This is a genomic window from Streptomyces sp. NRRL F-5630, from assembly GCF_000719475.1.
Lineage (GTDB): Bacteria > Actinomycetota > Actinomycetes > Streptomycetales > Streptomycetaceae > Streptomyces.
In genome coordinates, this window is sequence record NZ_JOGO01000036.1 from 70398 (window position 1) to 95669 (window position 25272).

23 protein-coding genes and 1 pseudogene are annotated in these 25272 nt (G+C 74.7%); 11 read left to right on the forward strand and 13 right to left on the reverse strand.

Annotated elements, in window-relative coordinates; genetic code table 11:
• Positions 1–35: 35 nt before the first annotated feature.
• The 6 genes from egtD to trxA all read right to left on the reverse strand — a co-directional run bounded on the left by egtD (position 36) and on the right by trxA (position 6239).
• Complete coding sequence (egtD, locus tag IF99_RS0118100) at positions 36–1004, reverse strand: L-histidine N(alpha)-methyltransferase (protein ID WP_030997565.1); 969 nt, start codon at positions 1002–1004, stop codon at positions 36–38.
• Positions 1001–1756, reverse strand: coding sequence for an ergothioneine biosynthesis protein EgtC (gene egtC, locus IF99_RS0118105; protein ID WP_030997566.1), 756 nt, complete (start codon positions 1754–1756; stop codon positions 1001–1003). Before egtC ends, egtD begins: the two co-directional genes overlap by 4 nt.
• Positions 1756–3105 carry an ergothioneine biosynthesis protein EgtB gene (gene egtB, locus IF99_RS0118110; RefSeq protein WP_030997567.1) on the reverse strand — a complete coding sequence of 450 codons (1350 nt, stop codon included), beginning with the start codon at positions 3103–3105 and terminating at the stop codon, positions 1756–1758. Before egtB ends, egtC begins: the two co-directional genes overlap by 1 nt.
• On the reverse strand, positions 3102–4424 hold the full coding sequence (gene egtA, locus IF99_RS0118115; RefSeq protein ID WP_030997568.1) for an ergothioneine biosynthesis glutamate--cysteine ligase EgtA: 1323 nt from the start codon (positions 4422–4424) through the stop codon (positions 3102–3104). Before egtA ends, egtB begins: the two co-directional genes overlap by 4 nt.
• 274 nt (positions 4425–4698) lie before the next feature.
• On the reverse strand, positions 4699–5172 hold the full coding sequence (locus IF99_RS0118120) for a type II toxin-antitoxin system PemK/MazF family toxin (protein ID WP_030997569.1): 474 nt from the start codon (positions 5170–5172) through the stop codon (positions 4699–4701).
• A gap of 665 nt (positions 5173–5837) precedes the next feature.
• The gene (gene trxA / locus IF99_RS0118125; protein ID WP_030997570.1) at positions 5838–6239 is read right to left on the reverse strand and encodes a thioredoxin; all 402 of its coding nucleotides are present in this window, start codon (positions 6237–6239) and stop codon (positions 5838–5840) included.
• Between the two features lie 141 nt (positions 6240–6380).
• Here trxA and IF99_RS0118130 point away from each other — a divergent pair, with 141 nt between their 5' ends.
• Positions 6381–7832, forward strand: coding sequence for a dihydrolipoyl dehydrogenase family protein (locus IF99_RS0118130; RefSeq protein ID WP_030997571.1), 1452 nt, complete (start codon positions 6381–6383; stop codon positions 7830–7832).
• A 55-nt stretch (positions 7833–7887) separates the two neighbouring features.
• On the opposite strand, the gene IF99_RS0118135 is transcribed toward IF99_RS0118130, so the two are convergent.
• The 4 genes from IF99_RS0118135 to pgm all read right to left on the reverse strand — a co-directional run bounded on the left by IF99_RS0118135 (position 7888) and on the right by pgm (position 12383).
• Positions 7888–8328 (reverse strand): protein-tyrosine phosphatase family protein, encoded by a 441-nt coding sequence (locus tag IF99_RS0118135; protein ID WP_030997572.1) that lies wholly within the window; start codon positions 8326–8328, stop codon positions 7888–7890.
• 545 nt (positions 8329–8873) lie between these two features.
• Complete coding sequence (locus IF99_RS0118140) at positions 8874–10010, reverse strand: PrsW family intramembrane metalloprotease (RefSeq protein ID WP_030997573.1); 1137 nt, start codon at positions 10008–10010, stop codon at positions 8874–8876.
• Entirely contained in the window at positions 10007–10633 is a 627-nt protein-coding gene (locus IF99_RS0118145; protein ID WP_051703548.1) for a hypothetical protein, read from the reverse strand. The genes IF99_RS0118140 and IF99_RS0118145 overlap by 4 nt, the downstream gene beginning before the upstream one ends.
• Before the next feature lie 109 nt (positions 10634–10742).
• Positions 10743–12383, reverse strand: a complete 1641-nt coding sequence (gene pgm / locus IF99_RS0118150; protein ID WP_030997575.1) for a phosphoglucomutase (alpha-D-glucose-1,6-bisphosphate-dependent) — start codon at positions 12381–12383, stop codon at positions 10743–10745.
• Between the two features lie 168 nt (positions 12384–12551).
• On the opposite strand from pgm, the gene IF99_RS0118155 reads away from it, so the two are divergent.
• Both IF99_RS0118155 and IF99_RS0118160 read left to right on the forward strand, forming a co-directional pair.
• Positions 12552–13013 carry an MSMEG_6728 family protein gene (locus tag IF99_RS0118155; RefSeq protein ID WP_030997576.1) on the forward strand — a complete coding sequence of 154 codons (462 nt, stop codon included), beginning with the start codon at positions 12552–12554 and terminating at the stop codon, positions 13011–13013.
• 122 nt (positions 13014–13135) lie between these two features.
• A complete protein-coding gene (locus tag IF99_RS0118160; protein WP_030997577.1) occupies positions 13136–14080 on the forward strand; it encodes a D-2-hydroxyacid dehydrogenase family protein in 945 nt (314 codons plus the stop codon).
• A 133-nt stretch (positions 14081–14213) separates the two neighbouring features.
• On the opposite strand, the gene IF99_RS0118165 is transcribed toward IF99_RS0118160, so the two are convergent.
• Positions 14214–14639, reverse strand: coding sequence for a GvpL/GvpF family gas vesicle protein (locus tag IF99_RS0118165; protein WP_030997578.1), 426 nt, complete (start codon positions 14637–14639; stop codon positions 14214–14216).
• Between the two features lie 209 nt (positions 14640–14848).
• On the reverse strand, positions 14849–15187 hold the full coding sequence (locus tag IF99_RS0118170) for a tetratricopeptide repeat protein (RefSeq protein ID WP_030997579.1): 339 nt from the start codon (positions 15185–15187) through the stop codon (positions 14849–14851).
• Positions 15188–15369: 182 nt separating this feature from the next.
• Here IF99_RS0118170 and IF99_RS0118175 point away from each other — a divergent pair, with 182 nt between their 5' ends.
• Positions 15370–15960, forward strand: a complete 591-nt coding sequence (locus tag IF99_RS0118175) for a TetR/AcrR family transcriptional regulator (RefSeq protein ID WP_030997580.1) — start codon at positions 15370–15372, stop codon at positions 15958–15960.
• 420 nt (positions 15961–16380) lie between these two features.
• Complete coding sequence (locus tag IF99_RS0118180; protein ID WP_030997581.1) at positions 16381–18009, forward strand: ABC-F family ATP-binding cassette domain-containing protein; 1629 nt, start codon at positions 16381–16383, stop codon at positions 18007–18009.
• A 52-nt stretch (positions 18010–18061) separates the two neighbouring features.
• Here the strand turns inward: IF99_RS0118180 and IF99_RS0118185 are convergent, their stop codons facing one another.
• Positions 18062–19615: an aromatic amino acid lyase gene (locus tag IF99_RS0118185; protein ID WP_030997582.1), complete on the reverse strand. Its 1554-nt coding sequence runs from the start codon at positions 19613–19615 to the stop codon at positions 18062–18064.
• Between the two features lie 201 nt (positions 19616–19816).
• On the opposite strand from IF99_RS0118185, the gene IF99_RS0118190 reads away from it, so the two are divergent.
• The 6 genes and pseudogenes from IF99_RS0118190 to IF99_RS33475 form a co-directional block, all read left to right on the forward strand.
• Complete coding sequence (locus tag IF99_RS0118190; protein WP_030997583.1) at positions 19817–21148, forward strand: MFS transporter; 1332 nt, start codon at positions 19817–19819, stop codon at positions 21146–21148.
• A gap of 389 nt (positions 21149–21537) precedes the next feature.
• Positions 21538–22071, forward strand: coding sequence for a ferritin-like domain-containing protein (locus IF99_RS0118195; protein ID WP_030997584.1), 534 nt, complete (start codon positions 21538–21540; stop codon positions 22069–22071).
• A 146-nt stretch (positions 22072–22217) separates the two neighbouring features.
• Positions 22218–23258 (forward strand): SPFH domain-containing protein, encoded by a 1041-nt coding sequence (locus tag IF99_RS0118200; RefSeq protein ID WP_030997586.1) that lies wholly within the window; start codon positions 22218–22220, stop codon positions 23256–23258.
• A complete protein-coding gene (locus tag IF99_RS0118205; RefSeq protein ID WP_030997587.1) occupies positions 23255–24151 on the forward strand; it encodes an inorganic polyphosphate kinase in 897 nt (298 codons plus the stop codon). The genes IF99_RS0118200 and IF99_RS0118205 overlap by 4 nt, the downstream gene beginning before the upstream one ends.
• 324 nt (positions 24152–24475) lie before the next feature.
• Positions 24476–25180: a TetR/AcrR family transcriptional regulator gene (locus IF99_RS0118210; RefSeq protein ID WP_030997589.1), complete on the forward strand. Its 705-nt coding sequence runs from the start codon at positions 24476–24478 to the stop codon at positions 25178–25180.
• Positions 25177–25272 (forward strand): annotated as a pseudogene (locus IF99_RS33475) (electron transfer flavoprotein subunit beta); the annotation flags it as partial. The gene IF99_RS0118210 and the pseudogene IF99_RS33475, both read left to right, overlap by 4 nt.

Below are 25272 nucleotides of genomic sequence, written 5' to 3' on the forward strand. Positions count from 1 at the left end.
GGCGATGGCCGACGGGAAGCGGGCCTCGCCGCGGCTCAGTCCGCCGACACGCCCCACAGCGACAGCGCGAACCGTCCCGCCCGGTCCGTCCACCACCGCGCGGGGGAGAAACCGGCCGCGGCGAGTTCCGCGCGCAGGCCCGCCGGGCGGAACTTCGCCGAGACCTCCGTGCGCAGGTCCTCGCCCGCGGCGAACGGCACCGTGAGGTCGAGGGCCGGGATCTTCACCGTCATGTCGCGCAGCGCCCGCAAGCGCATCTCGATCCATTCGCGCTCCGCGTCCCACACGGCGACGTGCCGGAAGGAGTCCGGGTCGAAGTCCGCGCCGAGTTCCCGGTTGAGGACGTGCAGCACGTTCTTGTCGAACTCGCTCGTCACGCCCGCCGCGTCGTCGTACGCGGCGAGCAGCGTCGCCTCGTCCTTCACCAGGTCCGTGCCGAGGAGCAGGAGGTCGCCGGGTGCGAGCACGGCGCGCAACGAGGCGAGGAACGCGGCGCGTTCGAGGGGCACGAGGTTGCCGAGCGTGCCGCCGAGGAAGGCGAGCAGACGCGGTCCCGGCGTCGCGGGAAGGACGAGCGGGGCGGTGAAGTCGGCGACGAGCGCGTGCACGGCGAGCCCGTCGTGCCGGGCGGCGATCGCCTCGCCCGCCTCGCGCAACGCGCTCTCGCTCACATCCACGGGCACGTAGGCGCGCAAGTCCCGCATGGCGTCGAGGAGATGGCGAGTCTTGTCGGAGGAGCCCGAGCCCAGCTCGATGAGCGTGCCCGCCCCGGAAGCGCTCGCGATCTCCTCGGCGCGGTCGAGCAGGATCTCCCGCTCGGCGCGCGTCGGGTAGTACTCGGGCAGCGTCGTGATCTCGTCGAAGAGCCGCGAACCCCGCGCGTCGTAGAACCACTTGGGCGGCAGCTCCTTGGGCTTCGACGTCAGTCCGGCGCGGACGTCGGCGCGCAGCGCCTCGCCCGTCGAGTCCACGGGCAGGGTGCGGGTCAGGGCGAACGGGCTCACTGCGAAGGCTCCTTGAGCGGGGTCAGGACCAGATCGGCGCGGTCGGCTTCGAGCAGGGTCAGGTCGTCGGCCGTGCGCCAGGCGCGGTCGTCGTCGTACGGCTCGGAGGCGACCACGACGAGGCCGGGCGCGCGCAAGTACGCGAGCGTGTCGCCCCACGCGGTGGCGACGATCCGTTCCCCGTCCGTCATGAGGAGGTTGAGCCGCGCTCCCGGCGCCGCCTCGGCGACCTCCGTGACGGTCGCCGCCAGGGCTTCCCCCGGGGGCACCCCGGCGTCGAGCCGCCGCCGGACGAGCGCCCACACGAACGCGGCGTCGCAGCGCGCCTCCAGGCCGAGCAGCAACGTCGCGGGCAGTCCGGGGACGAGCGGCGCGAGACTCTCCGGCCAGCCCGGGACCGCGCCGTTGTGGCTGAAGAGCCACCGCCCCGCCGCGTACGGCGCGCTCGCCGCCTCGTCGTCGGGCCCCGGCTCCGTCGCGTCCCGCACGGCCGCGAGCAGCGCCCGGCTGCGTACGACGCGGCACAGGTCCCGCACCCCGGGATCGCCCCACAGCGGCCCCGGCCGCCGGTAGCGGGCCGGGACCGGATCACCCTCCGCGTACCACCCCACCCCGAAGCCGTCCGCGTTGACCGTCCCGTGCCGCTGCGCGCGCGGCGCCCAGGACTGCCGGTGCAGCCCGTGCGGCGGCAGAAGGAGCCGGGTGCCGAGCGCTTCGGGAGCCTGGCTCAGCACCGCCACGTGCCGGCACATCAGACGCCCTCGCCGGGAGCCGCGTCGCGCGCGGTGCGGAAGCCCGCGAAGATCTGCCGCCGGACGGGGTAGTCCCAGTTGCGGAAGGTGCCGCGCACGGCGACCTCGTCCGCGCCGAAGGAGCCCCCGCGCAGCACCTTGTACTCCGGTCCGAAGAACACCTCCGAGTACTCCTTGTACGGGTACGTGACGAAGCCCGGGTACGGCAGGAAGTCACTCGCCGTCCACTCCCAGACGTCCCCGATCAACTGCCGTACTCCATAGGGCGACGCGCCCTCCGGGTAGCTGCCCGCCGGAGCGGGGCGCAGGTGGCGCTGGCCGAGGTTGGCGTGCGGGGGGCGCGGTGGCTCGTCGCCCCACGGGAAGCGCCGCGCGCGCCCGGTCGCCGGGTCGTGCCTGGCCGCCTTCTCCCACTCGGCCTCCGTGGGCAGCCTGCGCCCGGCCCAGCGCGCGTACGCGTCCGCCTCGTACCAGCTCACGTGCACGACGGGCTCCTCGTCCCGCACCGGCTCGACGTGCCCGAAGCGCCGCCGCAGCCACGTACGGCCCTCGCGGCGCCAGAACAGCGGGGCGCGCAGGCCCTGTTCGCGCACGAGCCGCCAGCCCGCGGGGTGCCACCAGCGCGGCTCCTCGTAGCCGCCGTCCGCGAGGAACTCCGTGTACCGCCCGCACGTGACGGGCGTCGTGTCGAGCCAGAAGGACGGGATGTCCCGCCGGTGCGCGGGGCGCTCGTTGTCGAGCGCCCAGGGCTCCGTGGAGGTGCCCATCGTGAACTCGCCGCCCGGGACGAGGACTTCGGCGGGCAGGCCGCGCGTGTCCGCCGGGGCGGGATCGGGCGCGCGGAGCACCGGGGGGCCGGAGCGGAGCTGGTGCGTGATGAGCATCGTCTCGTCGTGCTGCTGCTCGTGCTGGGCCACCATGCCGAAGGCGAAACCCGCCTCCGTGAGCCCCGCGCCGAAGCCGCCGCCCCCGAAGCGTGTTCCTTCGAGCAGGTCGAAGACCCGTCCGCGCACCTCGGCCGCGTACCGTCGCGCCTCCGCGGGCGGCAGCAGCGGCAGCGAGGGCCGCTCGGCGCGCGGGTGCTCGAAGGCGTCGTAGAGCGGGTCGATGTCCGGGCGCATCGCCTCCCGTCCCGCGACCGCGCGCAGCAGCCACAGCTCCTCCTGGTTGCCGATGTGCGCGAGGTCCCACACGAGCGGGGACATGAGCGGCGAGTGCTGCGCCACGAGGTCCGGCTCGTCGACCGCGTCCGTGAGCAGCGCGGTGCGCGCGCGGGCCCTGCGCAGGCTGCGCACGGCGAGTTCGCGCAGCGCCTCCGCGTCCTGGCCCGGTTCCTGTACGGCGGTCATGACAGCACGTCCTTCCTGCCGCGCGGGGCCGTCGTGCCCCACAGGCCGGGCGCTTCGGCGAGTGAGTCGAAGGGATGGGCGAGCAGGTCGTCGGCGGGGCAGCGGCCCCGTGCCACGTACCGCTCGGTGAAACGGGCGACGAGGGCGCGCATCGCGGGCGGTGCCCCGAGCCGTTCCAGCGCCCCGGCCGCGGCCTCGAAGCAGGCGCGCGCCGCTTGCGCGAGACCGGGGTCGGCGAGCCCGTCGCGCGCCGCCGTGAGCCACAGCGGCGAGCGCGGCGGCGGTACGTCGCCGAGCCGCTCGGAGAGCGGAACGACCGCCCGGTACGCCGCCTCGGCCGCCTCCTCGTCGTCGAAGAGCGCGCCGACCACGGCGAGCGGCACCGCCCACCCGTCCTCGCCCGGCTGCGCGTCGATCATCCGCAGCTCCAGGTGTCCGCGCGCCCGCACGGGAGGGAAGAGCGTCGAGACGTGGTAGTCGAGATCGGCCGCGACGGGCGCCCGCCCGGCCCCCTCGGCCCGTGCGCCCTCGCGCGCCCACGCGCGCAGCGTGAGCCCTTCGGGCAGGGGCCAGGGCCCCTCCTCGGATCGTACGCACATGACCGGGGTGTCCAGGACGTGGCCGCTCCACGCCGTCCGCGCGTCCGCGCCGAGCGCGGGTGCCGCCGTGCGACCGGGTTCGATCGCCGCCCACAGCGCCTGCCGCGTCGAGCGCCAGCCGGTGGCGCGCCCGCTGAGGAAGGGGGAGTTGGCGAAGGCCGCGACGAGGACGGGGCCCAGCAGGTGGGCCAGGCGCCAGCGGCGCTCGAAGCCCAGCGGGCCGGGGCCGGGGAGCCCCGCGTCCACGCACACCTGGACCGACGCGGAGCAGCACATCATCGCGCGCCCCGATGTACCGGTCCGGTCGAGCACCCGCTCCATCGCCTCGTACCGGGGCTCGCGCAGCCGCCGCAAAGGGGCGCGCCAGGGGTCGGTGGCCGTGCCGGTGAGCGCGAGGCCGAGCGGGGCGAGGGCGCCCCGGACGGCGGCGAGGTCCTCGCGCATGTCCCGCCAGCAGGCGCCGAGCGAGGGGGCGGGCCGCGAGCTGAGTTCCAGCTGCCCGCCGGGTTCCACGGTGAGCGGCGCGGAGAGGGGCAGGGCCCGCACGGCGGCCAGCGCCTCCTCGTACTCCGCCGCGCTCAGGACATGGCCGGGCCGCTCGGGCGCGTGCACCAGCCACTCCACCTCGACCCCGACCGCACGGGGCGGTCCGGTCTTGAAACAGACGCCGCGTACCAGGGCCTCCAGCTCGGCCTCGCTCACGGCCACCTCGTCCGGCATCGCGTCCTCCGGCCTCACACGTTCCCGTACTTTTCCCTGTGCGAAGCCTCAAGCCAAGACCAGCCCTCGGCATCCCACAAGGGCGCGGGGCGGCCCGCACCGCCGCCGAACGGGTGAAGCGGTGCTTTTCGGCCCTTTACGGGGGCGGGGTGGCCGGGGGAGGGGCCGGCGGTGGAAGCGGCGGTCGCGGGGCCGGAGGGCCGCGAGGCCGGTGGACGGAGCCGTGGCCGGGAGGCGGGGGACCGGCGACGCCGTGCCCCCGGCCCCCGCGCGCTCAGTGCCAGCCGTACCGCTCGCGCAACCGTGCGACGACCGTGTTGAAGCGCATCCGGTCGAGCGCGCACGCCTCGCGCCGCATCCCCTCCTCGTGCAGCCGCAGGACGCGGTGCAGGGCGACCCACGAGTCGCGGCCCGTACGGTCCCAGGGGCCGCTGCCGAGGAAGACCCAGTCCCGGTCGTCCGCGTGCGGCTTGCTGGAGAGCTGGACGGCGAGCAGCGTGCCCGCCTCCTCGCGGGCCACGACGAGCACGGGACGGTCCTTGCCGCGTCCGTCGTTCTCGCGGTAGGGCACCCAGGTCCACACGATTTCGCCCGGGTCCGGGTCCCCGTCGTGCGCGGGCGCGTAGGAGGTGTACACCCGGCCCACCTCGGCGGCAGCCGCCTCGCGCGTCGCGTGCGCGCCGAAACGTCCCGGCACCACGTTCTCGTCCGCCGGTCCCGGCGCTTGATCATCCGTGAAAGCAGTCACGAGCACACCGTAGTTGCCGCCTAGCGGCGCTCCCGCACCGCGTCCGCCGTGGACGCGGCGGACGCGGTGCGGGGAATGGACCGCCAACTCGGCTGATTCGCAAGGCCGGAGGGAATGCTTCCGGCGAGAGAGGGGAGAAAGGCGGGTTGCCGACCGCCGGTCGAGAGCGCGGCGGGACCCATCGGCCCACGGTCAATTGCCGTGGCCGGGATGATCGTTGCTCGACCGGATCCGACCGGTGGTGAGCGTTCGGCGGCGACTCGGTGACGCGCGGGAGACCGCCCGGGGCCTGGAACTCGCCGAGCGCGGGCGGACCGGGATCGTCCACCCATCAACGACCAGACCGTCCACGACGAGCCCGTCGCTCCCTTCGGCGACCTCGGCACCTCCGGCGACGGCGCCCGTCCGGGCGGCGAGGCGCACCTCGACGCCTTCACCGGGACGCGGTGGGCGACGGTCCGCGCGGACGGCGGCCGCTTCCCCGTTCTGGCGGGGTTCCGGTGCAGCGCCGGGGGCCCGCCGCGCAGGAGAAGGGGCGCACGAGAAACCGCCCCCTTCACCCGAACGGGTGAGGGGGGCGGTCCAGGGCCGCGGGAGGCCGGTACGGAAGGGGGGTGCTCCGGCCCTCGCGCGGACCCCGGTCCTGGTGCCGTCGCCGGAGTGGCTCAGGCGGTCTCGCCCGGCTGCGGGGACTCCCCGCCCGTCGCCTTCTCGGCCTCGGCGATCGACTTGCGGACCTCGTCCATGTCGAGCGCCCGCGCCTGCCCGATGACGTCCTGGAGCGCGGCCTCGGGCAGCGCGCCCGGCTGCGCGAAGACGGCGACCTGGTCGCGGACGATCATCAGCGTCGGGATCGACTGGATACCGAAGGCGGCGGCCAGCTCGGGCTGTGCCTCGGTGTCGATCTTCCCGTAGACGAGGTCCTGGTTCTCCTCGGACGACTTCTCGTAGACCGGGGCGAAGGAGCGGCAGGGACCGCACCAGGACGCCCAGAAATCGATCAGGACGAACTCGTTGTCCGTCACGGTCTGGTCGAAATTCTCCTTGGTCAGCTCCACAGTGGGCATACTTCTCCTACTTCCTGGTCTGTCCTGGCACATCGATACGGCCCGGATGCGAACCCGTCAGGACAACGGTGCCGCAGCAGGGCGTATTCCGTCCCCGCTACCCCCGTGGCGGGGACGCACACACTTCGACAGACTGGAGTCATGACGGACACCGGAACCGAGGCCCAGCAGCAGACCTACGACGTCGTGGTGGTGGGCGCGGGCCCCGTCGGCGAGAACGTCGCCGACCGCACCCGCGCCGCGGGCCTGAGCACCGTGATCGTGGAGAGCGAACTCGTCGGCGGCGAGTGCTCCTACTGGGCCTGCATGCCCAGTAAGGCGCTGCTGCGGCCCGTACTCGCACAGGCCGACGCCCGCCGCCTGCCGGGGCTCGCGCAGCAGGTCACCTGGCCCCTCGCGGCGGGCCCCGTGCTCACCCGCAGGGACTCCTTCACCTCGCACTGGAAGGACGGCGGCCAGGTCGGGTGGCTGGAATCGGTCGACGTGCCCCTCGTGCGCGGCCACGGACGGCTCGACGGGCCGAAGACCGTCGCCGTCACGACCCCCGAGGGCACCGTCACGCGGCTCACGGCGCGGCAGGCGGTCGTCCTCGCCACCGGCAGCCGCGCCAAGCTCCCGCCCCTGCCGGGGCTCGACGAGGCCAGGCCGTGGACGAGCCGCGAGGCCACGAGCGCCCAGCGCGTGCCCAGCAGGCTCGCGATCGTCGGCGGCGGCGTCGTCGCCGTCGAGATGGCCACGGCCTGGCGCGGACTCGGCGCGCACGTCACGCTTCTCGTACGGGGCGGCGGCCTCCTCGACCGCATGGAGCCCTTCGCCGGGGAACTCCTCGCCAAGCAGCTCGCCGAGCACGGCGTCGACATCCGCCCCCGCACCTCCGTCGCCGAGGTCTCCCGCCCCGGCGGCACCGGCCCCGTCACGCTGACCCTCGGCGACGGCTCGACCCTGGAGGCCGACGAAGTCCTCTTCGCCACCGGCCGCGCCCCGCGCAGCGAGGACCTCGGCCTGGAGACGGTCGACCTGGAGCCCGGCGCCTGGGTGGAGTCGGACGACAGCTGCCGCGTCCCCGGCACCGACTGGCTCTACTCGGTCGGCGACCTCAACCACCGCGCGCTCCTCACCCACCAGGGCAAGTACCAGGCCCGCATCGCCGGCGCCGCGATCGCCGCCCGCGCCAAGGGCGGGGCGGTCGACACCTCGCCCTGGTCCCCGGAACAGACCACCGCCGACCACGCGGCCGTCCCGCAGGTCGTGTTCACCGATCCGGAGGTCGCGGCGGTCGGCCTGACCCTCGCCGAGGCGGAGGCGGCGGGCCACCGCGTCCGCGCCGTGGACCAGGAGATCGGCTCGGTCGCGGGTGCCGCCCTCTACGGCGACGGCTACACGGGCCGCGCCCGCCTGGTCGTCGACGAGGATCACGGCTTCCTGCGCGGCGCCACCTTCGTCGGCCCCGGCGTGAGCGAACTCCTCCACTCCGCGACGATCGCGGTCGCGGGCGAGGTCCCCCTCGCCCGCCTGTGGCACGCGGTCCCGTCCTACCCGACGATCAGCGAGGTGTGGCTGCGCCTCCTGGAGGCGTACCGGGACGGGAACTGACGAACGGGAGAGGGCGGGGCGCGGGGGCCGCCAGGTTCCCGCGCCCCGCCCGCGGCTACGCCGCGCCCCTCCCGTACCGCCGGACGAAGCGCCGCTGCCACGGGGTCTCGACCGCGCGCGGGTGGTAACCGGCCCGTACGTACGCGACCGCCCCCTCGGGCGGGACGCCGTCCAGGACGGCGAGGCACGCGAGCGCCGTGCCCGTCCGGCCGATCCCGCCGCCGCACGCGAACTCGACCCGTTCCACCGCCGCCCGGGACAGCGCCACGCGGAGCACCGCCGTGAACGCCTCGCGGTCGCGGGGAAGGCGGAAGTCCGGCCACCGGACCCAGCGCGCCTCACGCCCTGACACACCCGGGTCCCGGCCCAGCAGGTACACCCCGAAGTCCGCGCCCCCACCCGGCGGCTCCCCGAACCGCAGCCCGCGCCCCCGCACCAACAGCCCCGAGGGCAACCGCAGCACCCCGGCCCCCTCCGCCTCCCAGCTCGTCCCCATGCCCGGACGGTAGGGGCAGGGGGAAGCCCTCGCAAGGCCAGCGCCCTCGTCGGCTCGGGGGTTCGGCATCCCGGGCCGGGGGGGGCTCGATTGGGGGAAGGCACGGGAACCTTGATCGCGGGACGGCGAGGGAACACGGTGCGGCCCGTACGTGAGGGCGCTGCGGCTCGTCGCCCCGGAGGAAGAGGCGGGGCCGGGAAGGACGGGGGCCGACGATGCCGTGGCGGCGGCCCCTCCGTGGCTCAGCTTGCCCGGGCCTCCGCGCGGGCCGGGGGCGCGGGGCTCTCCAGGGGACAGGGCGCCTCGCGGTTCAGCGCGTCGCGGTGGACCAGCTCGGGGACCTCCCCGCCGGGACCGGGGTCGCCCGTGCTGAAGGTGCCGCCGCACGGACACGTAGCCGATGCCATGAGTCTTCCCTTCGCAGAATCTGGGCGATCCTATGCCCCGCCCGCCTTCGCGTCATGCACCTTCCGCCGGACGGGGGAGGACCCGTGGAAAGCCCGGCACGCCGGGCGGTACGGGCGTACGGTACGCGCCCGCCGCCTTCAGTAGCCCTCGACGCCCGAAGGGACGTACCGCGCCTCGGCCACCCGGGCCCGTGCCGCCGCCTCGAAGGCCGGTCGCGGGCAGCCCGTCCCCGCGCGCTCCTCCAGGAGGTCGAGCTGGGCCACCATGAGCCGCGCGTAGCGCTCCCGTTCCGCTCCCTGCGGCACCGCCGCCCGAGCCCGGCGGCGCCCGCGCCGGGTCAGCAGGCGTTCCGCGCCCGGCGCGACCCCCGGCGCACGCAACTCCGCCCGCGCACGGTGGCGGTAGGCGTGCCGCAGGACGATCCAGAAGCTGCCCGCCAGGAGGAAGTCGAAGGCCGCTTTGACGCCCGTGCCGAGCCCTCCGCCGAGGAACGGCGCGTTGAACTGCCAGTGCATCCCGACCGCCGTCAGCACGCACGCCGCCGCCCCCGCGCGCCGCCGCCGCGCCGGCCCGGGCGAGCGGCTCAACAGCAGCCCCACGCCCGTCCCCGCGACCGCCGACATCGTCCAGTGCGAGCCGAGCCCCGTGTAGAGCACCCGGCCCACCACGGACTGGAGCGCCGCGTCCCCGGGCGCGGTGCCGCCCGTCCCGACGATGCCGTTGAGCGCATACGTCCAGTTCTCCGCCATCTGGAAGCCGAGCCCCACGAGCGCCCCGAGCACCCAGCCGTCCAGCGGCCCGCGCATCCGCGCGGGGAACGCCACACCGAGCAGCACGATGCCCGCCGTCTTGATGCCCTCCTCGTTGAGCGGCGCGGTGAGCGCCGCGCCCCACGAGGACGTGAAGTCGATTCCCGCTGTCCTGGACCACACCGCCGTGAGCCCGCCGTTGGCGAGCAGCGCGCAGCCCGTCGCCGCCGTGGCACCCCAGGCGACCCCGGCCCAGCTCCACTGCCGCGGCGGTGTGCGCACCGGCCGCACCCGGCGAAGCAGCGTGAAGGCGACGTACAGCACGACGGCGAGGAGGAAGGCGGACAGGAGCGCGGGCCCGGGGAAGGCCCGGGCGGTGCCGGAGAAGTTCCACACGAGCACGCCGAGCCCGAAGAGGCAGAGGAAGACGATCGCCGCGCCGAGGCGGCGGCGCGCCGCCCAGGCCCGTACATCGCCGAACCGCGCGGGCCCCGGGATCGGTGCGGTGGCCGGAGGGGCGCTCACGCCGCGCCGCCCTCGAAGCGGGCGCTGCGCGCCAGCGCGTACCCGTCCCGCAGCGCCGCCGGCTCCGCCCCGGGCCCGCCGAGTACCACGACCGTCACGGCGAAGTCCTCGCCCGGGGCGGCGAAGGCGAAGGCGCGTCCCGCGCGCCCGCCCTGTTCGGCGCTCCCGGTCCACCCCCGGCGGCCCCCCGTCGTGCGGGTCCCGGCGGGCGCCCCGAGCCGCGCGCCCGCGTCCGAGGCCCGCAGCACGTCCCGCAGCCCCGGCCACAGCCGACCCGCAGCGTCCGTCGTGAGCAGATCGACACGGCTCGCCCTGAGCCGCACACCCGCGCGGCTGAGCAGGTAACCGCTGTCCGGGTCGCTCGCGGACCGGGCCAACTCCCAGCCGCCGCCGCGCACCCGCAGGATCACGCGTCCCGTGCCCTGCGGGCCGATCGTGAGCCGCGCCCCGTCGCGCAGCGCCTCCCCGTCGGGCAGCGCCCGCGCGACGAGCGGCCACCCGGCGACGAGCGCCACGACGGTCGCGAGCGCGAGGAACACGGCGGCGGGCCGCAGACGGGTCCCCGAAACGACCGGGTCCGGGGGCGGTGGCGGGTGCACGGGCGGGTGCGCGGGGCTGGGCATACGCCACTGTGGGCACGGCGCCGAGGAGGCCGCGCGGGCGGTACGGCCGTACGGTCGACAAGCGCCACCGATCCGGGGAGGGGGCCCGCGTCCGGGCCCCCGTGTGCCCTCAGCCCTTCAGCGCGTTCCCCACGACCCCCTTCGCCTCCTCCTGCACGAGTTCCAGGTGCTCCGGGCCGCGGAAGGACTCCGCGTAGATCTTGTAGACGTCCTCCGTGCCGCTCGGGCGGGCCGCGAACCAGGCGTTCTCGGTCGTGACCTTGATGCCGCCGAGCGGGGCGCCGTTGCCGGGGGCCTCGGTGAGGACGGCGGTGACGGTCTCCCCCGCGAGGGTGTCCGCACCGATCTGCGCGGGCGAGAGCTTGGCGAGGACCGCCTTCTCCTCGCGCGTCGCGGGCGCGTCGATACGGGCGTAGGCGGGGTCGCCGAACCGGGCCGTCAGCTCCGCGTACCGCTCGGACGGCGTCTGCTGGGTGACGGCGAGGATCTCGGAGGCGAGGAGGGCGAGGAGGATGCCGTCCTTGTCGGTGGTCCACACCGAGCCGTCCTTGCGCAGGAACGAGGCGCCCGCCGACTCCTCGCCGCCGAAGCCCAGCGAGCCGTCGAGCAGCCCGTCCACGAACCACTTGAAGCCGACAGGGACCTCCACGAGCCGCCGCCCCAGCTCTCCCGCCACCCGGTCGATCATCGACGAGGACACGAGCGTCTTGCCGATCCCGGCCGCGGCCGGCCACTGGGGGCGGTGCGCGCAGAGGTAGCCGATCGCGACGGCGAGGTAGTGGTTCGGGTTCATCAGCCCGGCGTCGGGGGTGACGATCCCGTGCCGGTCCGCGTCCGCGTCGTTGCCCGTCGCGAGGTGGTAGCGGTCGCGCTGCGCGATGAGCGAGGCCATCGCGTAGGGCGAGGAGCAGTCCATGCGGATCTTCCCGTCCCAGTCCAGCGTCATGAACCGCCAGGTGGGGTCGGTGTGGGGGTTGACGACCGTCAGGTCGAGTCCGTGCTGCTCCGCGATGCGCCCCCAGTAGGCGACCGAGGCGCCGCCGAGCGGGTCGGCGCCGACGCGCACGCCCGCCGCCCGTACCGCCTCCAGGTCCACGACCGTGGGCAGGTCATCGACGTAGACGCCGAGGAAGTCGTACCGCTGCGTCGTCTCCGCGGCGAGCGCGCGCGTGTAGGGGATGCGCCGGACGTCCTTCAAGCCGTCCGCGATGATCCGGTTCGCCCGCTCCTGGATCCAGCCGGTCGCCTCCGACCCCGCGGGGCCGCCGCTCGGCGGGTTGTACTTGAAACCACCGTCGCCCGGCGGATTGTGCGAGGGCGTCACGACGACGCCGTCCGCGAGGTCGCGGTCGCGGCCCTTGTTCCGGCGCAGGATGGCGTGCGAGACGGCGGGCGTCGGGGTGTAGCCGTCGTCCGCGTCGATCAGCACCTGCACGTCGTTCGCGGCGAAGACCTCCAGCGCGGTGACGCGCGCGGGCTCCGAGAGCGCGTGCGTGTCGGCGCCGAGGAAGAGCGGGCCCGTGGTGCCCTGCCTGGCCCGGTACTCGCAGATGGCCTGGCTCGTCGCCGCGATGTGGTCCTCGTTGAAGGCGGTGTTCAGGGAGGAGCCGCGATGCCCGGAGGTGCCGAAGGAGACTTTCTGGTCCGCGTCCGCCGCGTCCGGGTGGAGGGCGTAGTAGGAGGTCACCAGTGCGGGGATGTCGGTCAGGTCCTCGGGCAGCGCCGGCTGTCCTGCTCTGTCGTGGGGCATGTGCCACTCCTCGTCGTGGTGCGGTCGCGGGGCGCGGGTGCGCTGCGGGAGACGGTCCGCTCCCATCATTCAGCGTCCCGCCCCACCCCCGCACCTGCCCCGCCCGCGCCCGGGCGACGCACACCCCGCAGGAGTGTGCCCGGGCGCACAGCGCGGTAGGAACGCCGCATGCAGACCTTTCTGCCCTTTCCCGGCTTCCCGGACACCGCCCGCGTCCTCGACAGGCGCCGCCTCGGCAAGCAGCGCGTCGAGGCGCTCCAGGTGCTGCGCGGCCTCACCGTCCCCGGCCACGGCTGGCGCCACCACCCGGCGGTGGTCATGTGGCGCGGCTACGAGGAGGCGCTCGTACGGTACGGGCTCGACATGTGCGCGGCCTGGACGGCGCTGGGCTTCGCCGACACCGTCGCGGCCTCGCTGCGCGGCGACCTGGCCGAGTCCCGCGCGGTCCGCCGCGTCCGCACCCAGCCCGTGCTGGCCCGCGCGGGCGAACTGCCCCCGTGGCTCGGCGCCCCCGCCTTCCACCTGAGCCACCGCTCGGCCCTCGTCCGCAAGGACCCGGAGCACTACGCGCCCCTCTTCCCCGGCGTCCCCGACGACCTCCCCTACGTATGGCCCGAGTCGGACCGGTGACCCGCGCGGGGGCCCGGACCGCGGCGGTGACCCGCGCGTACACCCCGGCCGGGACCGGTGACCGGCGCACGGGACCGGGTCATAGGGTGAACGCGGCCACCGGCACCGAGGGAAGGAACACCGTGCGCATCGCCGTCCTCGACGACTACCAGCACGTCGCCCACCGTTACGCGGACTGGCAAGCGCTCGGCGCGGACGTGGAGTTCCTCCACGAACACCTCGCGGGGACCGAGGAGGTCGTCGCCGCGCTCGCCGACGCGGACGTGGTCGTCGCGATGCGCGAGCGGACGCCCTTCCCGCGCGAACGCCTCGCGCGGCTGCCGAAACTGCGGCTGCTCGTCACGACCGGCATGGTCAACGCCTCGATCGACCTCGAAGCCGCCCGGGAACTGGGCATCACGGTGTGCGGCACGCAGAGCCCGGTCTCCGCGACACCGGAACTGACGTGGGGCCTGATCCTCTCGCTCGTACGGCAGATCCCCGCCGAGGCCGCGGGGATGCGCGCGGGGGAGTGGCAGCACACCGTCGGCGGGGACCTGGACGGGCGTGTCCTCGGCGTCGTCGGGCTCGGGCGGCTCGGCGCGCGCGTCGCCGCGATCGGCCGCGCCTTCGGGATGCGCGTCCTCACCTGGAGCGAGAACCTCGACCCGGAGCACGCGCGCTCCCTCGGCACCGATCCGGTCACCAAGCGCGAACTCTTCACCGCCGCCGACGTCGTGACGGTGCACTACAAGCTGAGCCCGCGGTCGGCGGGCCTCGTGGGCGCGGCGGAACTCTCCTGGATGCGCCCCTCCGCGTATCTCGTCAACACCTCGCGCGGTCCACTCGTCGATACGACGGCACTCGTCGCGGCACTGCGCGAGGGCCGCCTCGCGGGCGCGGGCCTCGACGTCTACGACATCGAGCCACTGCCCGCCGATCATCCCTTGCGCACCGCGCCGCGCACGCTCCTCACCCCGCATCTGGGCTACGTCACCGAGGGCACCTACGAGGTCTTCTACGCCCAGGCGGCCGAGGCGGTACGCGCGTGGGCGGAGGGGACACCGGTGCGGGTCCTCGGCGGCTGACGGGACGTGTCGGCGCGGGCGCCCGCGAGGTGCCCCGCGACCGGGCGGTCGCGGTGGTGCGGCCGGGGGCGGGGCGGGTCCGCGTCCCGGGGCAGCGGCCGGGCAGGTGCTCTCGCCGGGCTCGCGCAGTCGCTCACGGCCGCTTGCGCGCGAGTGTGTCCCGTTCGACCCGGCCTGTCACGCGTCCCGTGCCCGTCACGCGGTGCAGGGCGGCGCCGAAGCGCTCCTCCTGCTCCTCCAGGGCCGCGCGGGCGCGGACGTCGTTGGCGTAGCAGGTGCCGACGGGGAGCGCCACGGTCGGCCCGGTGGTCCCCGCCGCGTGGACGAGTTCGCGGTGCAGCCTGCCGAGCGGTTCGAGCAGTTCCGGGGCGAGGAGCCGGCGCAGCGCGGCCGGGCCGCCCAGGGCCCGCAGCGGCACGTCCTGCACGATGGCGACGAGCGCGCCGAAGGGCAGCAGCCGCACCGCCGCGCCTTCGGGGTGCCCGGTCAGGTGCACATCGCCGCCGCAGCGGCGGACCGCGAAGACGTAGGTGGCCATGTCGGGAGCGGGGGCGCTCATGGGGTCCTCCTGGGCGAAAGGGGCAGTCGCCGAACGCGTCGGCGCGCTTCCGCCTCACCACCCTGCCGAGCAGGCGGGGCGCCCGCCCGAGGTGGTGGACCGAACGAGGGCCGGGCGAGCACCGTCACGGTGCCCGCCCGGCCCTCGAAGACGCCGTGCGGCTCCGCGGTCGCCGCGGGTCGTCCGGCCCTGCTCGCTCTTCCCCGGTCCTACTCGCCCCCGGTCATCGCGGCGGCGAGCCGCAGGTACGGGGCCGCCTCCGCGTCCCTGCCCTGGCGCTCCAGCGTGCGGCCGAGCAGGAGCGTCGCGTACGCCTCGACGGGGTCGCGGTCGAGGATCGCCCGCAGCTCGGTCTCGGCACGGCCCAACTGCGCCGAGTGGTAGTACGCGCGGGCGAGCAGCAGTCGCGCCGCGGTGTGCCCGGGAGCCTCCGCCACGAGTCCGCGCAGGATGCGCACGGCGGTGGTGTACTCCTTCGCCTCGAAGAACATCCCGGCCCGGTCCCAGCGGTCCACGGGGGTGCCGAACTCGAAGTACGTGTCCTTCACCGGTGCCTCCCGTCCTGCGGCGACGGCCTGTCCGTCGTGCCTCCCCCTGCAACGAGCAGGGGTGGTTGAACATTCCACCAAGCAAAGTGAACGACACCGTATCGTTTCTTTGCTTTCCCTTGGTAGGCTCGCCCGCGGTCCGGTCGGGTGCGAGGGTGCACGGGAGAGGCGCGGTGGTTGCGGTGGTGGGCGAGGTCAGGTCCGGCAGGCTCGGGCCCGGTCGCGCCGAGGAGTTGTACCGCGCCGTCGTGGACCTGCTCACCGAACAGGGCTACGGGGCGCTCACGATGGACGCGGTCGCCTCGCGCGTGCACATGAGCAAGGCCACCCTCTACCGGCAGTGGGGCGGCAAGGACGGGCTCGTGGCGAGCGCGCTGAAGCACTTCGTGACCCCCATCGCCCAGGACATACCCGACACCGGCAGCCTGCGCGGCGACCTGGACGCCTTCGTCGACGGCTTCGACGACGCGGAGACGGCCCGCAGGGCGGGCCTCGTGCGGGGCATCGGGCAGGCCGCGCACGAGGACGCCGAGCTGGAGGTGGCCCTGCGCGAACTCATCGTCGAGCCCTGCCTGCGCTACTTCACGCCGATGCTCCGCCGCGCCATGGCGCGCGGCGAACTCGCCCCGGAGAACGCGGCGGTGGACTTCATCGTGCACATGGTCCTCGGCGGAGTCCTCGCCCCGGAGATCATGGAGGGCAGCATGGTGACGCAGGCGGGGTTGCGGCGGTACGTCCACGCGGTGGTGCTGCCCGCGCTCGGGGCGGCCTGAGCGGCAGGTGGGGGAGGGGCCGGAGAGGCGGGACTCGGGGAGCCGAGCCGGTGTCCGGCCGGGAAGAGTTCGCGGAGGGCTCGTTGCCCGCGCCCAGGAGGGCCCGGCGGGCGAGAAGCCGGGCGGGAGAGGCGGGGCGAGCTCGGCCGGGCGGGAGCGGCGGGGCGGAAAAGCGGGAGCGCCCCTCCGTGCCGTCCTGTTACGGTGGGCGCAGGACTTGTCTCCCGTAAGGAGCGGAACAGTGGTGGGTGACGACGACATCTCCGGGTGATACCCGGCGTGTCAGGCCACCGGCAGGCGCACGAGGCGCCGCCCGCGTGGCCTCCTGAGCGTCCCTTCTCCCACTCAGCGGTACGAGTCCGGGCCCCGCCATCCGTGCCGGCCCCTCGTCCTGCGCGCACCCGTGAGGTCCGCCTTCCCATGTCCGACGCCTACGTCGTCAGCTCCGCCCTGTCCTTCTCCTGGCCCGACGAGACCCCCGTCTTCGACCGGCTCACCTTCACCGTCCCCGGCGGCCGCTCCGGTCTCGTCGCGCCCAACGGCAGCGGCAAGAGCACCCTTCTGCGGCTCATCGCCGGTGAACTGACCCCGACATCCGGCTCCGTGACGGTCAACGGCACCCTGGGCCACCTGCCGCAGACCCTCCCGCTCACCACCGGTCTCACCGTCGCCGAAGTCCTCGGCGTGGCCGGGGTCATCGCCGCGATCGACGCGGTGGAACGCGGCGAGGTGGACGAGGAGCACTTCACGACCATCGGCGAGGACTGGGACATCGAGGAGCGCACCCGCGCCGAGCTGGACCGGCTCGGGCTCGGCCGGCTCACCCTCGACCAGGGGCTGGAGAGTCTGAGCGGCGGCCAGATCGTCACCCTCGGCCTCGCCGCCCACCTGCTCGCCCGCCCCGATGTCCTCCTCCTCGACGAACCCACCAACAACCTCGACCTCGACGCGCGGCGACGCCTCTACGGGGTCGTCGACGACTGGCGCGGCTGCCTCCTCGTCGTGAGCCACGACCGCGCGCTGCTCGACCGCATGGACCGGATCGACGAACTGGAAAGCGGCGAACTGCGCTCCTACGGGGGCAACTTCACCGCCTACGAGGAAGCGGTCGGCGCGGAGCGCGAGGTGGCCGAGAAGAACGTGCGGCACGCCGAGGCCGAACTCAAGCGCGAGAAACGGGAGATGCAGCAGGCACGCGAGCGCGCCGAGCGCCGCGCCGGGAACGCCGCGCGCAACATCAAGAACGCCGGGCTGCCCAAGATCCTCGCGGGCGCCCGGCAGCGCAAGGCCCAGGAATCGGCGGGCAAGGCCGGGAACACCCACGCGGACCGGGTGGGCGAGGCGCGCTCCAGGCTCGACGAGGCGGGGCGCGCGGTACGGGACGACACCCGGCTCGTGCTCGACCTCCCGGGCACCGAGGTCCCGGCCGGGCGCACCCTCTTCGACGCCCAGGGGCTGCGGCTGCGGGGGCTCTTCGCGGGCGAGGGCGTGGACCTGTCGGTGCGCGGCCCCGAGCGCATCGCGCTCACCGGGCCGAACGGGGCCGGAAAGTCGACCCTGCTGCGGATCGTCACGGGAGAACTCACGCCGGAGGAGGGCGAGGTGCGCCGCGCGGACGGGCGGATCGCGTACCTCTCGCAGCGGCTCGACCTGCTCGACCCCACTCTGAGTGTCGCGGAGAACCTGGCCGCCTTCGCGCCGGGGATGCCGGAGGCCGAGCGGATGAACCTGCTGGCGCGGTTCCTCTTCCGGGGCCAGGGCGCGCACCTGAAGGCCGGGGCGCTCTCCGGCGGTGAACTCCTGCGCGCGACGCTCGCCTGCGTCCTGAGCGCCGAACCCGCCCCGCACCTGCTCCTGCTCGACGAGCCCACCAACAACCTGGACCTCGTCAGCGTCGGCCAGTTGGAGAGCGCCCTCACCTCCTACCGGGGCGCCTTCCTCGTGGTCAGCCACGACGAGCGCTTCCTCGCGGAGGTGGGGGTCACCCGCTATCTGCGCCTCGCGGAGGGGCAGTTGCGGGAGGTCGCGGCTCCGGAGGCGGGGGAGTGAGCGGGGGCGGTGGCCGATCCCCGGGACCGGCCACCACCCCCGTGCCGCCGCGTCACCACTCCGCGAGCCGGTCCACCAGCCTCTCCGCGAGGGCCACGTCGGTGGTGAGGGGCCGGTCCCGGGGATCGGCCGGAAGGGTGTCGAGGGCGAGCGCGAGGGCCTGTGCGGCCGGGGTCCCCGGCGCCGGCTCCCGCCCGCTCATCCGCAACGCCCGCACGGCGGCGACCAGTTCGCAGCCGAGCACGTGCCGCAGCAGGGGAGGCAGTCGCAGTGACTGCGCGGCGGAGAGCGAGGCGAAGCCCGCCTGTTCCTCGACGCCGCGCGAGAGCACGACGTGTCCGAGGCTCGCGGGCTGCGCGAGGGCCTGCGTCTCGGCGACCGCCGAGGCCGCCGCGTACTCCAGGATCATGACGCCGGAGGAGGCGGTCGCCGTGTCGCCCAGGAAGGGCCGCAGGCCGGTGTAGGCCGGTTCGCAGAGCGCGGCGAGGCGCGCGGCGGCGGAGCGGGCGACGGGCAGGAGCGCGAGGCGGAAGGAGTCGAGCGCGAGGCCGAGCTGGCCCGCGTAGAAGTTCCCGTGGTGGTAGGCGGCTCCATCCCGCGCGCTGATCAGTGGGTTCTCGGCGGCGGCCGACAGCTCCACGGCGAGGACCGCGTCGAGCGCGTCGGCGGCGTCGTAGGCCGGGCCGAGTGTCTGGGGCAGGCAGCGGAAGGCGAAGGGGTCCTGGATACGGCCCGCGGGGGGAGCGGGCCGCGCGGGCAGGCCGAGCCAGTCGCGCATCCGCGCCGAGGCGAGGAGCTGGCCCCGGTAGGGGCGTGCCGCCGCGACGGCGGCGGCGAAGGGTTCCGCCGAGCCGTCCACGGCGAGGAGGGAGAGCGCGGCGATCCCGTTCGCGGCCCGCAGCAACGTGCGCGACTCCTCCAGGGCGAGGCAGGCGCGGCCGAGGGCGAGCGCGTTGGAGCTGATGAGGGCGAGCGCGTCGTTCGAGTCGAGCGCCAGGGGCCGCGGCGGGGTGCCGCCCTCCCAGGCGCCCTCCCCGGTGAGGGCGAGCCCGAGCTGGGCGAGGGGGCCGAGGTCGCCGGTGCCGACGCCGCCGTACGTGTGCAGGACGGGCGTGGCGCCGGTGCGCAGTGCCTCGGTGAGCGCGACGACGACACGCGGGTCGAGCCCGGCGCCCCCGGCGAGGAGCTGCTGCGCGCGCACGGTGAGCAGGGCGCGCGCCTCACGGGTCGGGACGCGGGGGCCGATCGCCCCGGCGTGGCTGCGCAGCAGCCGCAGCCCGTGGTCCGGGTCGTGCACGTCGTCGGTGCGGTTGGCGCCGACACCCGTCGACCGTCCGTACACCCGGCCCGAGGCCGCCAGCTCGCGGGCCGCGTGCCAGGCGCGACGGGCGGGGGCGAGCTGGGCGGGCGTGAGCCGAGCGGGCCGCGCTCCGTCCACGACGCGCACGACATCGGCGGCGCGCGGCGCGAGCCCGTCTCCCTGCCCGCTCCCCCCGCCCGGGACGACATCCTCACCGGCTGAGGGGACGGGGAGGGGGGAACACGCGGTGGTGGCGGACGCGAGCGCACCGCCGAGCAAGGACACGGAGACGGGATTCTCAGCCATGACACGCGGCTTTCGGGCACGGGGGAACGAGACGACCGGGGCGGGTGCGGAGAATCCGCCCCCGGTCGCCACCGACTCTGCACGAGGAAAGGAGTCCGTATCAAGGGAGGTGGGAGAAGTTTTTGTGCATCCCTATTCAAGAAGCGGTAGCTCGAATACGGTCATTCGCATCCCCCAACGGCAGGCGAGGTGTTCCCTCCGATGACGAAGACGGCCGAACGCGCCACCCCTCCCACCCCGCTCGCGCCCTCCCTGGACGAGGCGCCCCTGCGGCCCTTCCACCTGAGGGTGACGGCGACGACCTTCGGCGCCAACTTCTCCGACGGCTACGCGCTCGGCATGATCGGCGCCGTACTCGCGACCCTCACCGACGCCTGGCACCTCTCCGGTGTCTGGCAGGGCCTCCTCGGCGCCTCGGCGCTCATCGGCCTCTTCTTCGGCTCCCTCGTCCTCGGGCGGGTCGGCGACCTCGTCGGCCGCCAGCGGCTGTACGTGTGGAACTTCGTGCTCATCACGGTGGCCTCCGCCCTCCAGCTCTGGGCGGACGGCCCGGTCCTGCTCTTCGTGCTCCGCGTGCTCATCGGCTTCGGCCTCGGCGCCGACTACGCGGTCGGGCCCACGATGCTCTCCGAGTTCGTCCCGAGCCGCCTGCGCGGCCTCCTGCTCGGCGCGCTCACCGTGCTGTGGACGGTCGGCTACGTCGTGGCCGAGATCCTCGGCGCGGTGTGGGGCGGCGAGGAGCACGCCGCGAAGCTGCTCCTCGCCAGCGGGGCGCTGCCCGCGCTCCTCGTCCTGCTGCTGCGCATCGGCACCCCCGAGTCCCCGGCCTGGCTGCTGAGCCAGGGCCGCGCCGAGGAGGCCCGCGAGGTGGCCCGGCGTCACCTGCGCGCGGAGATCGGCCCGCAGGCCGAGGAACCTCCCGCACCGCGGGCCGCCTTCCGCGAGCTGTTCGCCAAGGGCCAGGCGGTCCGGACGTGGTTCGGCTTCGGCTTCTACAGCGCGCAGGTCCTGCCCTACTTCGCCATCTACACCTTCATGCCGGTCATCCTCGCGGCCATGGAGGTCTCCGACCCCGACGCGCAGAACATCACGCTGAGCCTCTTCCTGCTGCTCGGCGGGGTCGCCGGGCTGTGGTTCGTGCAGCGGTGCGGGCGGCGCCCGTTCACCATCGTGACCTTCGGCGTGATGACCGTGGCCCTCGCCCTCATGGGGGCGCTCAGCCACGCTCCCGCCTGGGTGCTCATGACACCCTTCCTGCTCTACACCTTCGTCATGGCGGGCGCGTCGAACATCACCCAGGTCTATCCGCCCGAGCTGTACCCGACGCACCTGCGCGCCACGGGCGTCGGTTTCCTCAACGGCTCCAGCCGCATCGCCTCCGCCGTCGGCACCTTCGTCCTCCCGGTGAGCCTGGAGCGCTTCGGCCTCAGCGTCTCCATGTACGGGCTCGCCGCCGTGCTCCTCGCGGGCATGGTCCTCTCCCTCCTCTGGGCCCCCGAGACGAAGGGCTCGGTGACGGCCGCCGCGCACTGACTCCACGGCTTTGACTCGCGCCGCCCCGGTCCCGCGCGCTTTCCGCGCGGGACCGGAGCGCGTCGCGGGCCTGCGGGGCGTGCCGCGCGGGCCACGCCCCGCAGGCGTCGTGCCGCGCGGCTCGCCCGTAGGCGGCCGTTCGGGCCGCGGTGAGAGCGAGCTGGTGCCGCGGAGGTTCGGGAGGCGGCGGATCGGCCGCGGAGGACCTTCCGTCCTTCGGGGAGCGAGGTGTGCCGGGCGGATGTCTCCCGCGCGGGTGACTCCGTGTCCGCCATCGGTTGCGCCGGAGGGGTGTCACCGGGTGGCGCGCCGCCCGGCGCGGTACGCATCCCGCGCACGCGTACGTCGCAACGCCCCCGATCGTCCATGAGCACCGCAGGGAGTACCGGATGGCCAACCAGTTCGCGATCGACGTCACCAGAATCCGTGAACAGGCGCGCAAGCACATGACGGAGGGCCCCGTCACGAAGACCTACGACGCCGACCGCTCCCGGATCATCGAGGTCCTCAACGATGTCGTCGCGACCGAGGTGGTGTGCTTCCTGCGGTACTCGCAGAACGCCATCGCCGCGACGGGGATCGACCGGGCCCAGGTCGCCGCCGAGTTCCGCGAGCACGCGGGCGAGGAGATGCAGCACGCGCTGCGCGCCGCCGAGCGCATCAGCCAGCTCGGGGACCAGCCCGACTTCGATCCGGGGACGCTCGTGGCCCGCGCGCACACCGAGTACGTGACGGCGGAGGAGCGCGATCTGCAGAAGATGCTGCGCGAGAACCTCGTCGCCGAACGGATCGTCATCACGACCTACCAGGAGATCATCCGGTGGATCGGGGACGGGGACCCCACCACGCGGCGCCTCATGGAGTCGATCCTCGAAGAGGAGGAGGAGCACGCCGACGACCTCAACGACCTGCTCGCCGGCTGAGACCCGCCCGTCGGCTGAGCGCTCCGAGCTCGTCCTCAGGATGCCACCCCCCTTGTCGTCGCCTTGACGAGAAGGGGGGTGGCGTCGTACGGTCACTCCCACGGAACGGTTCTCGTCGAAGTGACGAGAAATGAGGGAGGGAAGTCATGGCCGACATCAGCAAGCGCTTCGGCAGGCGGCACCTGCGCGGCACGTCGAGCGCCTGGGTGCGCCACCACCGTGCGGGCAAACTCGCCCACGAGGGCACGGGCCTCAGCTTCTGGTTCCGCCCGCTGACCGCCGCGCTCAGCGAGGTCCCCGTCGACGACCGCGAACTCGCCGTCACCATCCACGCCCGCACGGCCGACTTCCAGGACCTCGCCGTGCAGTCCACGCTCACCTACCGCATCGCCGACCCCGTCCGCGCCGCCGAGCGCATCGACTTCTCGCTGGACCCCGACACCGGCACCTGGCGCGCGGCCCCGCTCGACCAGCTCGCCGGGCTCCTCACGGAGACCGCGCAGCAGCACGCCGCCGAAGTCCTCGCGGCGACCCCGCTCGCCACCGCCCTCACCGAGGGCGTGGCCGCCGTGCACGCCCGCGTCACGGAGGGGCTCGCGGCCGAGCCCCGGCTGCCCGCGACGGGCGTCGAGGTCGTCGCCCTGCGCATCGTCGCGCTGCGCCCCGAGCCCGAGGTCGAGCGCGCCCTGCGCACCCCGACCCGCGAGCGTGTCCAGCAGGAGGCCGACCGCGCCACGTACGAGCGCCGCGCCGTCGCTGTGGAACGCGAACGCGCCATCGCCGAGAACGAACTCGCCAGCAAGGTCGAACTCGCCCGCCGCGAGGAACAGCTCGTCGACCAGCGCGGCACCAACGCCCGCCGCGCCGCCGAGGAGGAGGCGGCGGCCGACGCCGTGCGCGCGGAAGCCGAGGCGGCCCGTACGGTGCGGCTCGCCGAAGCCGAGGCGACGCGCACCCGGCGGCTCGCCGAGGCCGAGGCCGAGGCGCTGCGCACGAGCGGCGAGGCCCGCGCCGCCGCGCGCGCCGCCTGGCTCCGCGTCCACGAGGGCACCGCGCCCGCGACACTCCACGCCCTCAGCATGGACCGCGCGGCCGAACAGCTCCCGCGCATCGAGCGCGTCACCGTCACGCCCGACACGGTCGCCGACCTCATCGGCAAGTTCACCGGCGGGGAGCCCCGCGCATGAGCCTGGCCCCGCGCGTCGTCCTCGTCCACCGCGTCAGCGAGTACGAGGAACTGCTCGCCCGACACGGCACCCACGGCCAGGCCGCTTTCGTCCTCGGCAGCCGCGGCGACGACCTCGACGCCCTCGCAGCCCGCCACCACGCGACCCGCGACGCCCTCACCCGCATCGCCGCGCGCATCCCGCTCACCTGGCGGCAGGCGCGCGTCGAGCGCGCCGATCTCGACCGCTTCCTCTTCGCCCCCGAGGACATCGTCGTCGTCGCGGGACAGGACGGTCTCGTCGCCAACGTCGCGCAGTACCTCCACGACCAGCCCGTCATCGGCATCGACACCGATCCGGGCCGCAACCCCGGCGTCCTCGTCCGCCACCGCCCGCGCGACGCCGCGGCCCTCCTGCGCGCCGCCGCGGGACCGCGGGTCACCACCGAGGCCCTCACGATGGCCGAGGGCGTCACCGACGACGGCCGCACCCTCCTCGCGCTCAACGAGATCTACGTCGGCTCGGCCGGTCACCGCACCGCCCGCTACCGCCTGCGCCCCGGCGCCCAGGAGGGCGAGGAGGCGCAGGCCAGCTCGGGCGTGCTCGTCGGCACGGGCACGGGCGCGGGCGGCTGGCTGCGCTCGCTGTGGCAGGAACGCGGCGCCGCCCTGCCCTTGCCGAAGGCGACCGAGGACCGCCTCCTGTGGTTCGTGCGCGAGGCGTGGCCCTCCCCGGCGACCGGCGTCCAGCGCGTCGCCGGACTCCTCGCCGAGCGCGACCGCCTCACGGTCACCGTCGAGTCGGACCGCCTCGTGGCCTTCGCCGACGGCATGGAGTCGGACGCGCTGGAGCTGACGTGGGGGCAGACGCTGCGGACGGGGGTGAGCCAACGGAGGCTGCGCCTCGTCGTGTGAAGCCCGGGTCCACGCCCCCGTAGGGGCGGAAAGGGCAGGCGCGCGAGCGCTGACCGGTGACGACTTTTCGCCTCGCGCCCGAGCGGCGCCGCGAGGGGCGCGCACGGTGTCGAGCCGGTCGCGTACGGGGAAGGCGTTGCCGAGCGGGTCGGTCGGCGGCCGGGCCGCCGCTCGCCCCCGGCGCGGGGGACCGGGGGCGGAGGAGCGGCGCGCGGGGTTTGGCGGGCTTCCTTTCGTGGCAGACGGTACGTGGTACCGTCGCGGCGGTACGCGGTACCGCCCGAGTCGCGGCGGTGCGCGGGAGGAGCACGAAGGAGTGCGGGCATGAGCGGACGGACGGCGCGCGAGCGACTGGCGCACGCCGCCTTCCAGCTGTTCGACGAGCGGGGCTACGAGGGCACCACCGTCGACGAGATCGCCGAGCGCGCGGGCGTCGGCCGCACCACCTTCTTCCGGCACTACCGTGCCAAGGAGGACGTGATCTTCCCCGATCACGACCTCCTCCTGGAACGGATCGCGAGCCGCCTCGCCACCTCGCGCACCGACACCGCCCTCACCGCCGTCTCGGAGGCGGTCAGGCTCGTCCTGCTCCACTACGTGGACGAGGGCGAGGTCGCCCGCCGCAGGTACCGGCTCACCAGCAGCGTGCCGACGCTGCGCGATCGTGAGATCGCGAGCGTCGCCCGCTACCAGCGGCTCTTCAAGGAGTTCCTCGCCCGCTGGATGGGGGACGCGCCCGGCGCGGCACTGCGCGCCGAACTCATGGCGGCCTGCGTGGTCTCCGCGCACAACCACGTCCTGCGCCGCTGGCTGCGCGGTGAGGCCGCCGACCCCATGGCCGAGGTGGACACCGCCCTGCGCGAAGTGCTCGGGCTCTTCTCCGGCCGGATGGGCGAGGAGGAGACGCACGTCGTCGCCTTCACCAGCCGCCACCCGCTCGACCATCTCCTCCCGGCCCTCCGGCGTCTCGCGACGACCGGGCAGCCCGTGCCGGGACAACCCACTCAGAAAGAGGAGGACCAGGCGTGAGCTTGAGGATCGTTGTCTGTGTGAAGTACGTGCCGGATGCGACGGGTGACCGGCATTTCGCCGAGGACCTGACGTTGGACCGTGAGGATGTG

What these genes read in the sequence shown, in the direction of transcription:
- IF99_RS0118190 (WP_030997583.1), top strand. Translation starts at nt 19,817, where the DNA reads ATGACGAAGACGGCCGAACGCGCCACCCCTCCCACCCCGCTCGCGCCC.
- IF99_RS0118135 (WP_030997572.1), bottom strand. Translation starts at nt 8,328, where the DNA reads ATGGGGACGAGCTGGGAGGCGGAGGGGGCCGGGGTGCTGCGGTTGCCC.
- IF99_RS0118200 (WP_030997586.1), top strand. Translation starts at nt 22,218, where the DNA reads ATGGCCGACATCAGCAAGCGCTTCGGCAGGCGGCACCTGCGCGGCACG.
- trxA (WP_030997570.1), bottom strand. Translation starts at nt 6,239, where the DNA reads ATGCCCACTGTGGAGCTGACCAAGGAGAATTTCGACCAGACCGTGACG.
- egtA (WP_030997568.1), bottom strand. Translation starts at nt 4,424, where the DNA reads ATGCCGGACGAGGTGGCCGTGAGCGAGGCCGAGCTGGAGGCCCTGGTA.
- IF99_RS0118180 (WP_030997581.1), top strand. Translation starts at nt 16,381, where the DNA reads ATGTCCGACGCCTACGTCGTCAGCTCCGCCCTGTCCTTCTCCTGGCCC.
- IF99_RS0118155 (WP_030997576.1), top strand. Translation starts at nt 12,552, where the DNA reads ATGCAGACCTTTCTGCCCTTTCCCGGCTTCCCGGACACCGCCCGCGTC.
- IF99_RS0118195 (WP_030997584.1), top strand. Translation starts at nt 21,538, where the DNA reads ATGGCCAACCAGTTCGCGATCGACGTCACCAGAATCCGTGAACAGGCG.
- egtC (WP_030997566.1), bottom strand. Translation starts at nt 1,756, where the DNA reads ATGTGCCGGCACGTGGCGGTGCTGAGCCAGGCTCCCGAAGCGCTCGGC.
- IF99_RS0118210 (WP_030997589.1), top strand. Translation starts at nt 24,476, where the DNA reads ATGAGCGGACGGACGGCGCGCGAGCGACTGGCGCACGCCGCCTTCCAG.
- pgm (WP_030997575.1), bottom strand. Translation starts at nt 12,383, where the DNA reads ATGCCCCACGACAGAGCAGGACAGCCGGCGCTGCCCGAGGACCTGACC.
- egtB (WP_030997567.1), bottom strand. Translation starts at nt 3,105, where the DNA reads ATGACCGCCGTACAGGAACCGGGCCAGGACGCGGAGGCGCTGCGCGAA.
- IF99_RS0118205 (WP_030997587.1), top strand. Translation starts at nt 23,255, where the DNA reads ATGAGCCTGGCCCCGCGCGTCGTCCTCGTCCACCGCGTCAGCGAGTAC.
- IF99_RS0118130 (WP_030997571.1), top strand. Translation starts at nt 6,381, where the DNA reads ATGACGGACACCGGAACCGAGGCCCAGCAGCAGACCTACGACGTCGTG.
- IF99_RS0118165 (WP_030997578.1), bottom strand. Translation starts at nt 14,639, where the DNA reads ATGAGCGCCCCCGCTCCCGACATGGCCACCTACGTCTTCGCGGTCCGC.
- IF99_RS0118145 (WP_051703548.1), bottom strand. Translation starts at nt 10,633, where the DNA reads ATGCCCAGCCCCGCGCACCCGCCCGTGCACCCGCCACCGCCCCCGGAC.
- IF99_RS0118185 (WP_030997582.1), bottom strand. Translation starts at nt 19,615, where the DNA reads ATGGCTGAGAATCCCGTCTCCGTGTCCTTGCTCGGCGGTGCGCTCGCG.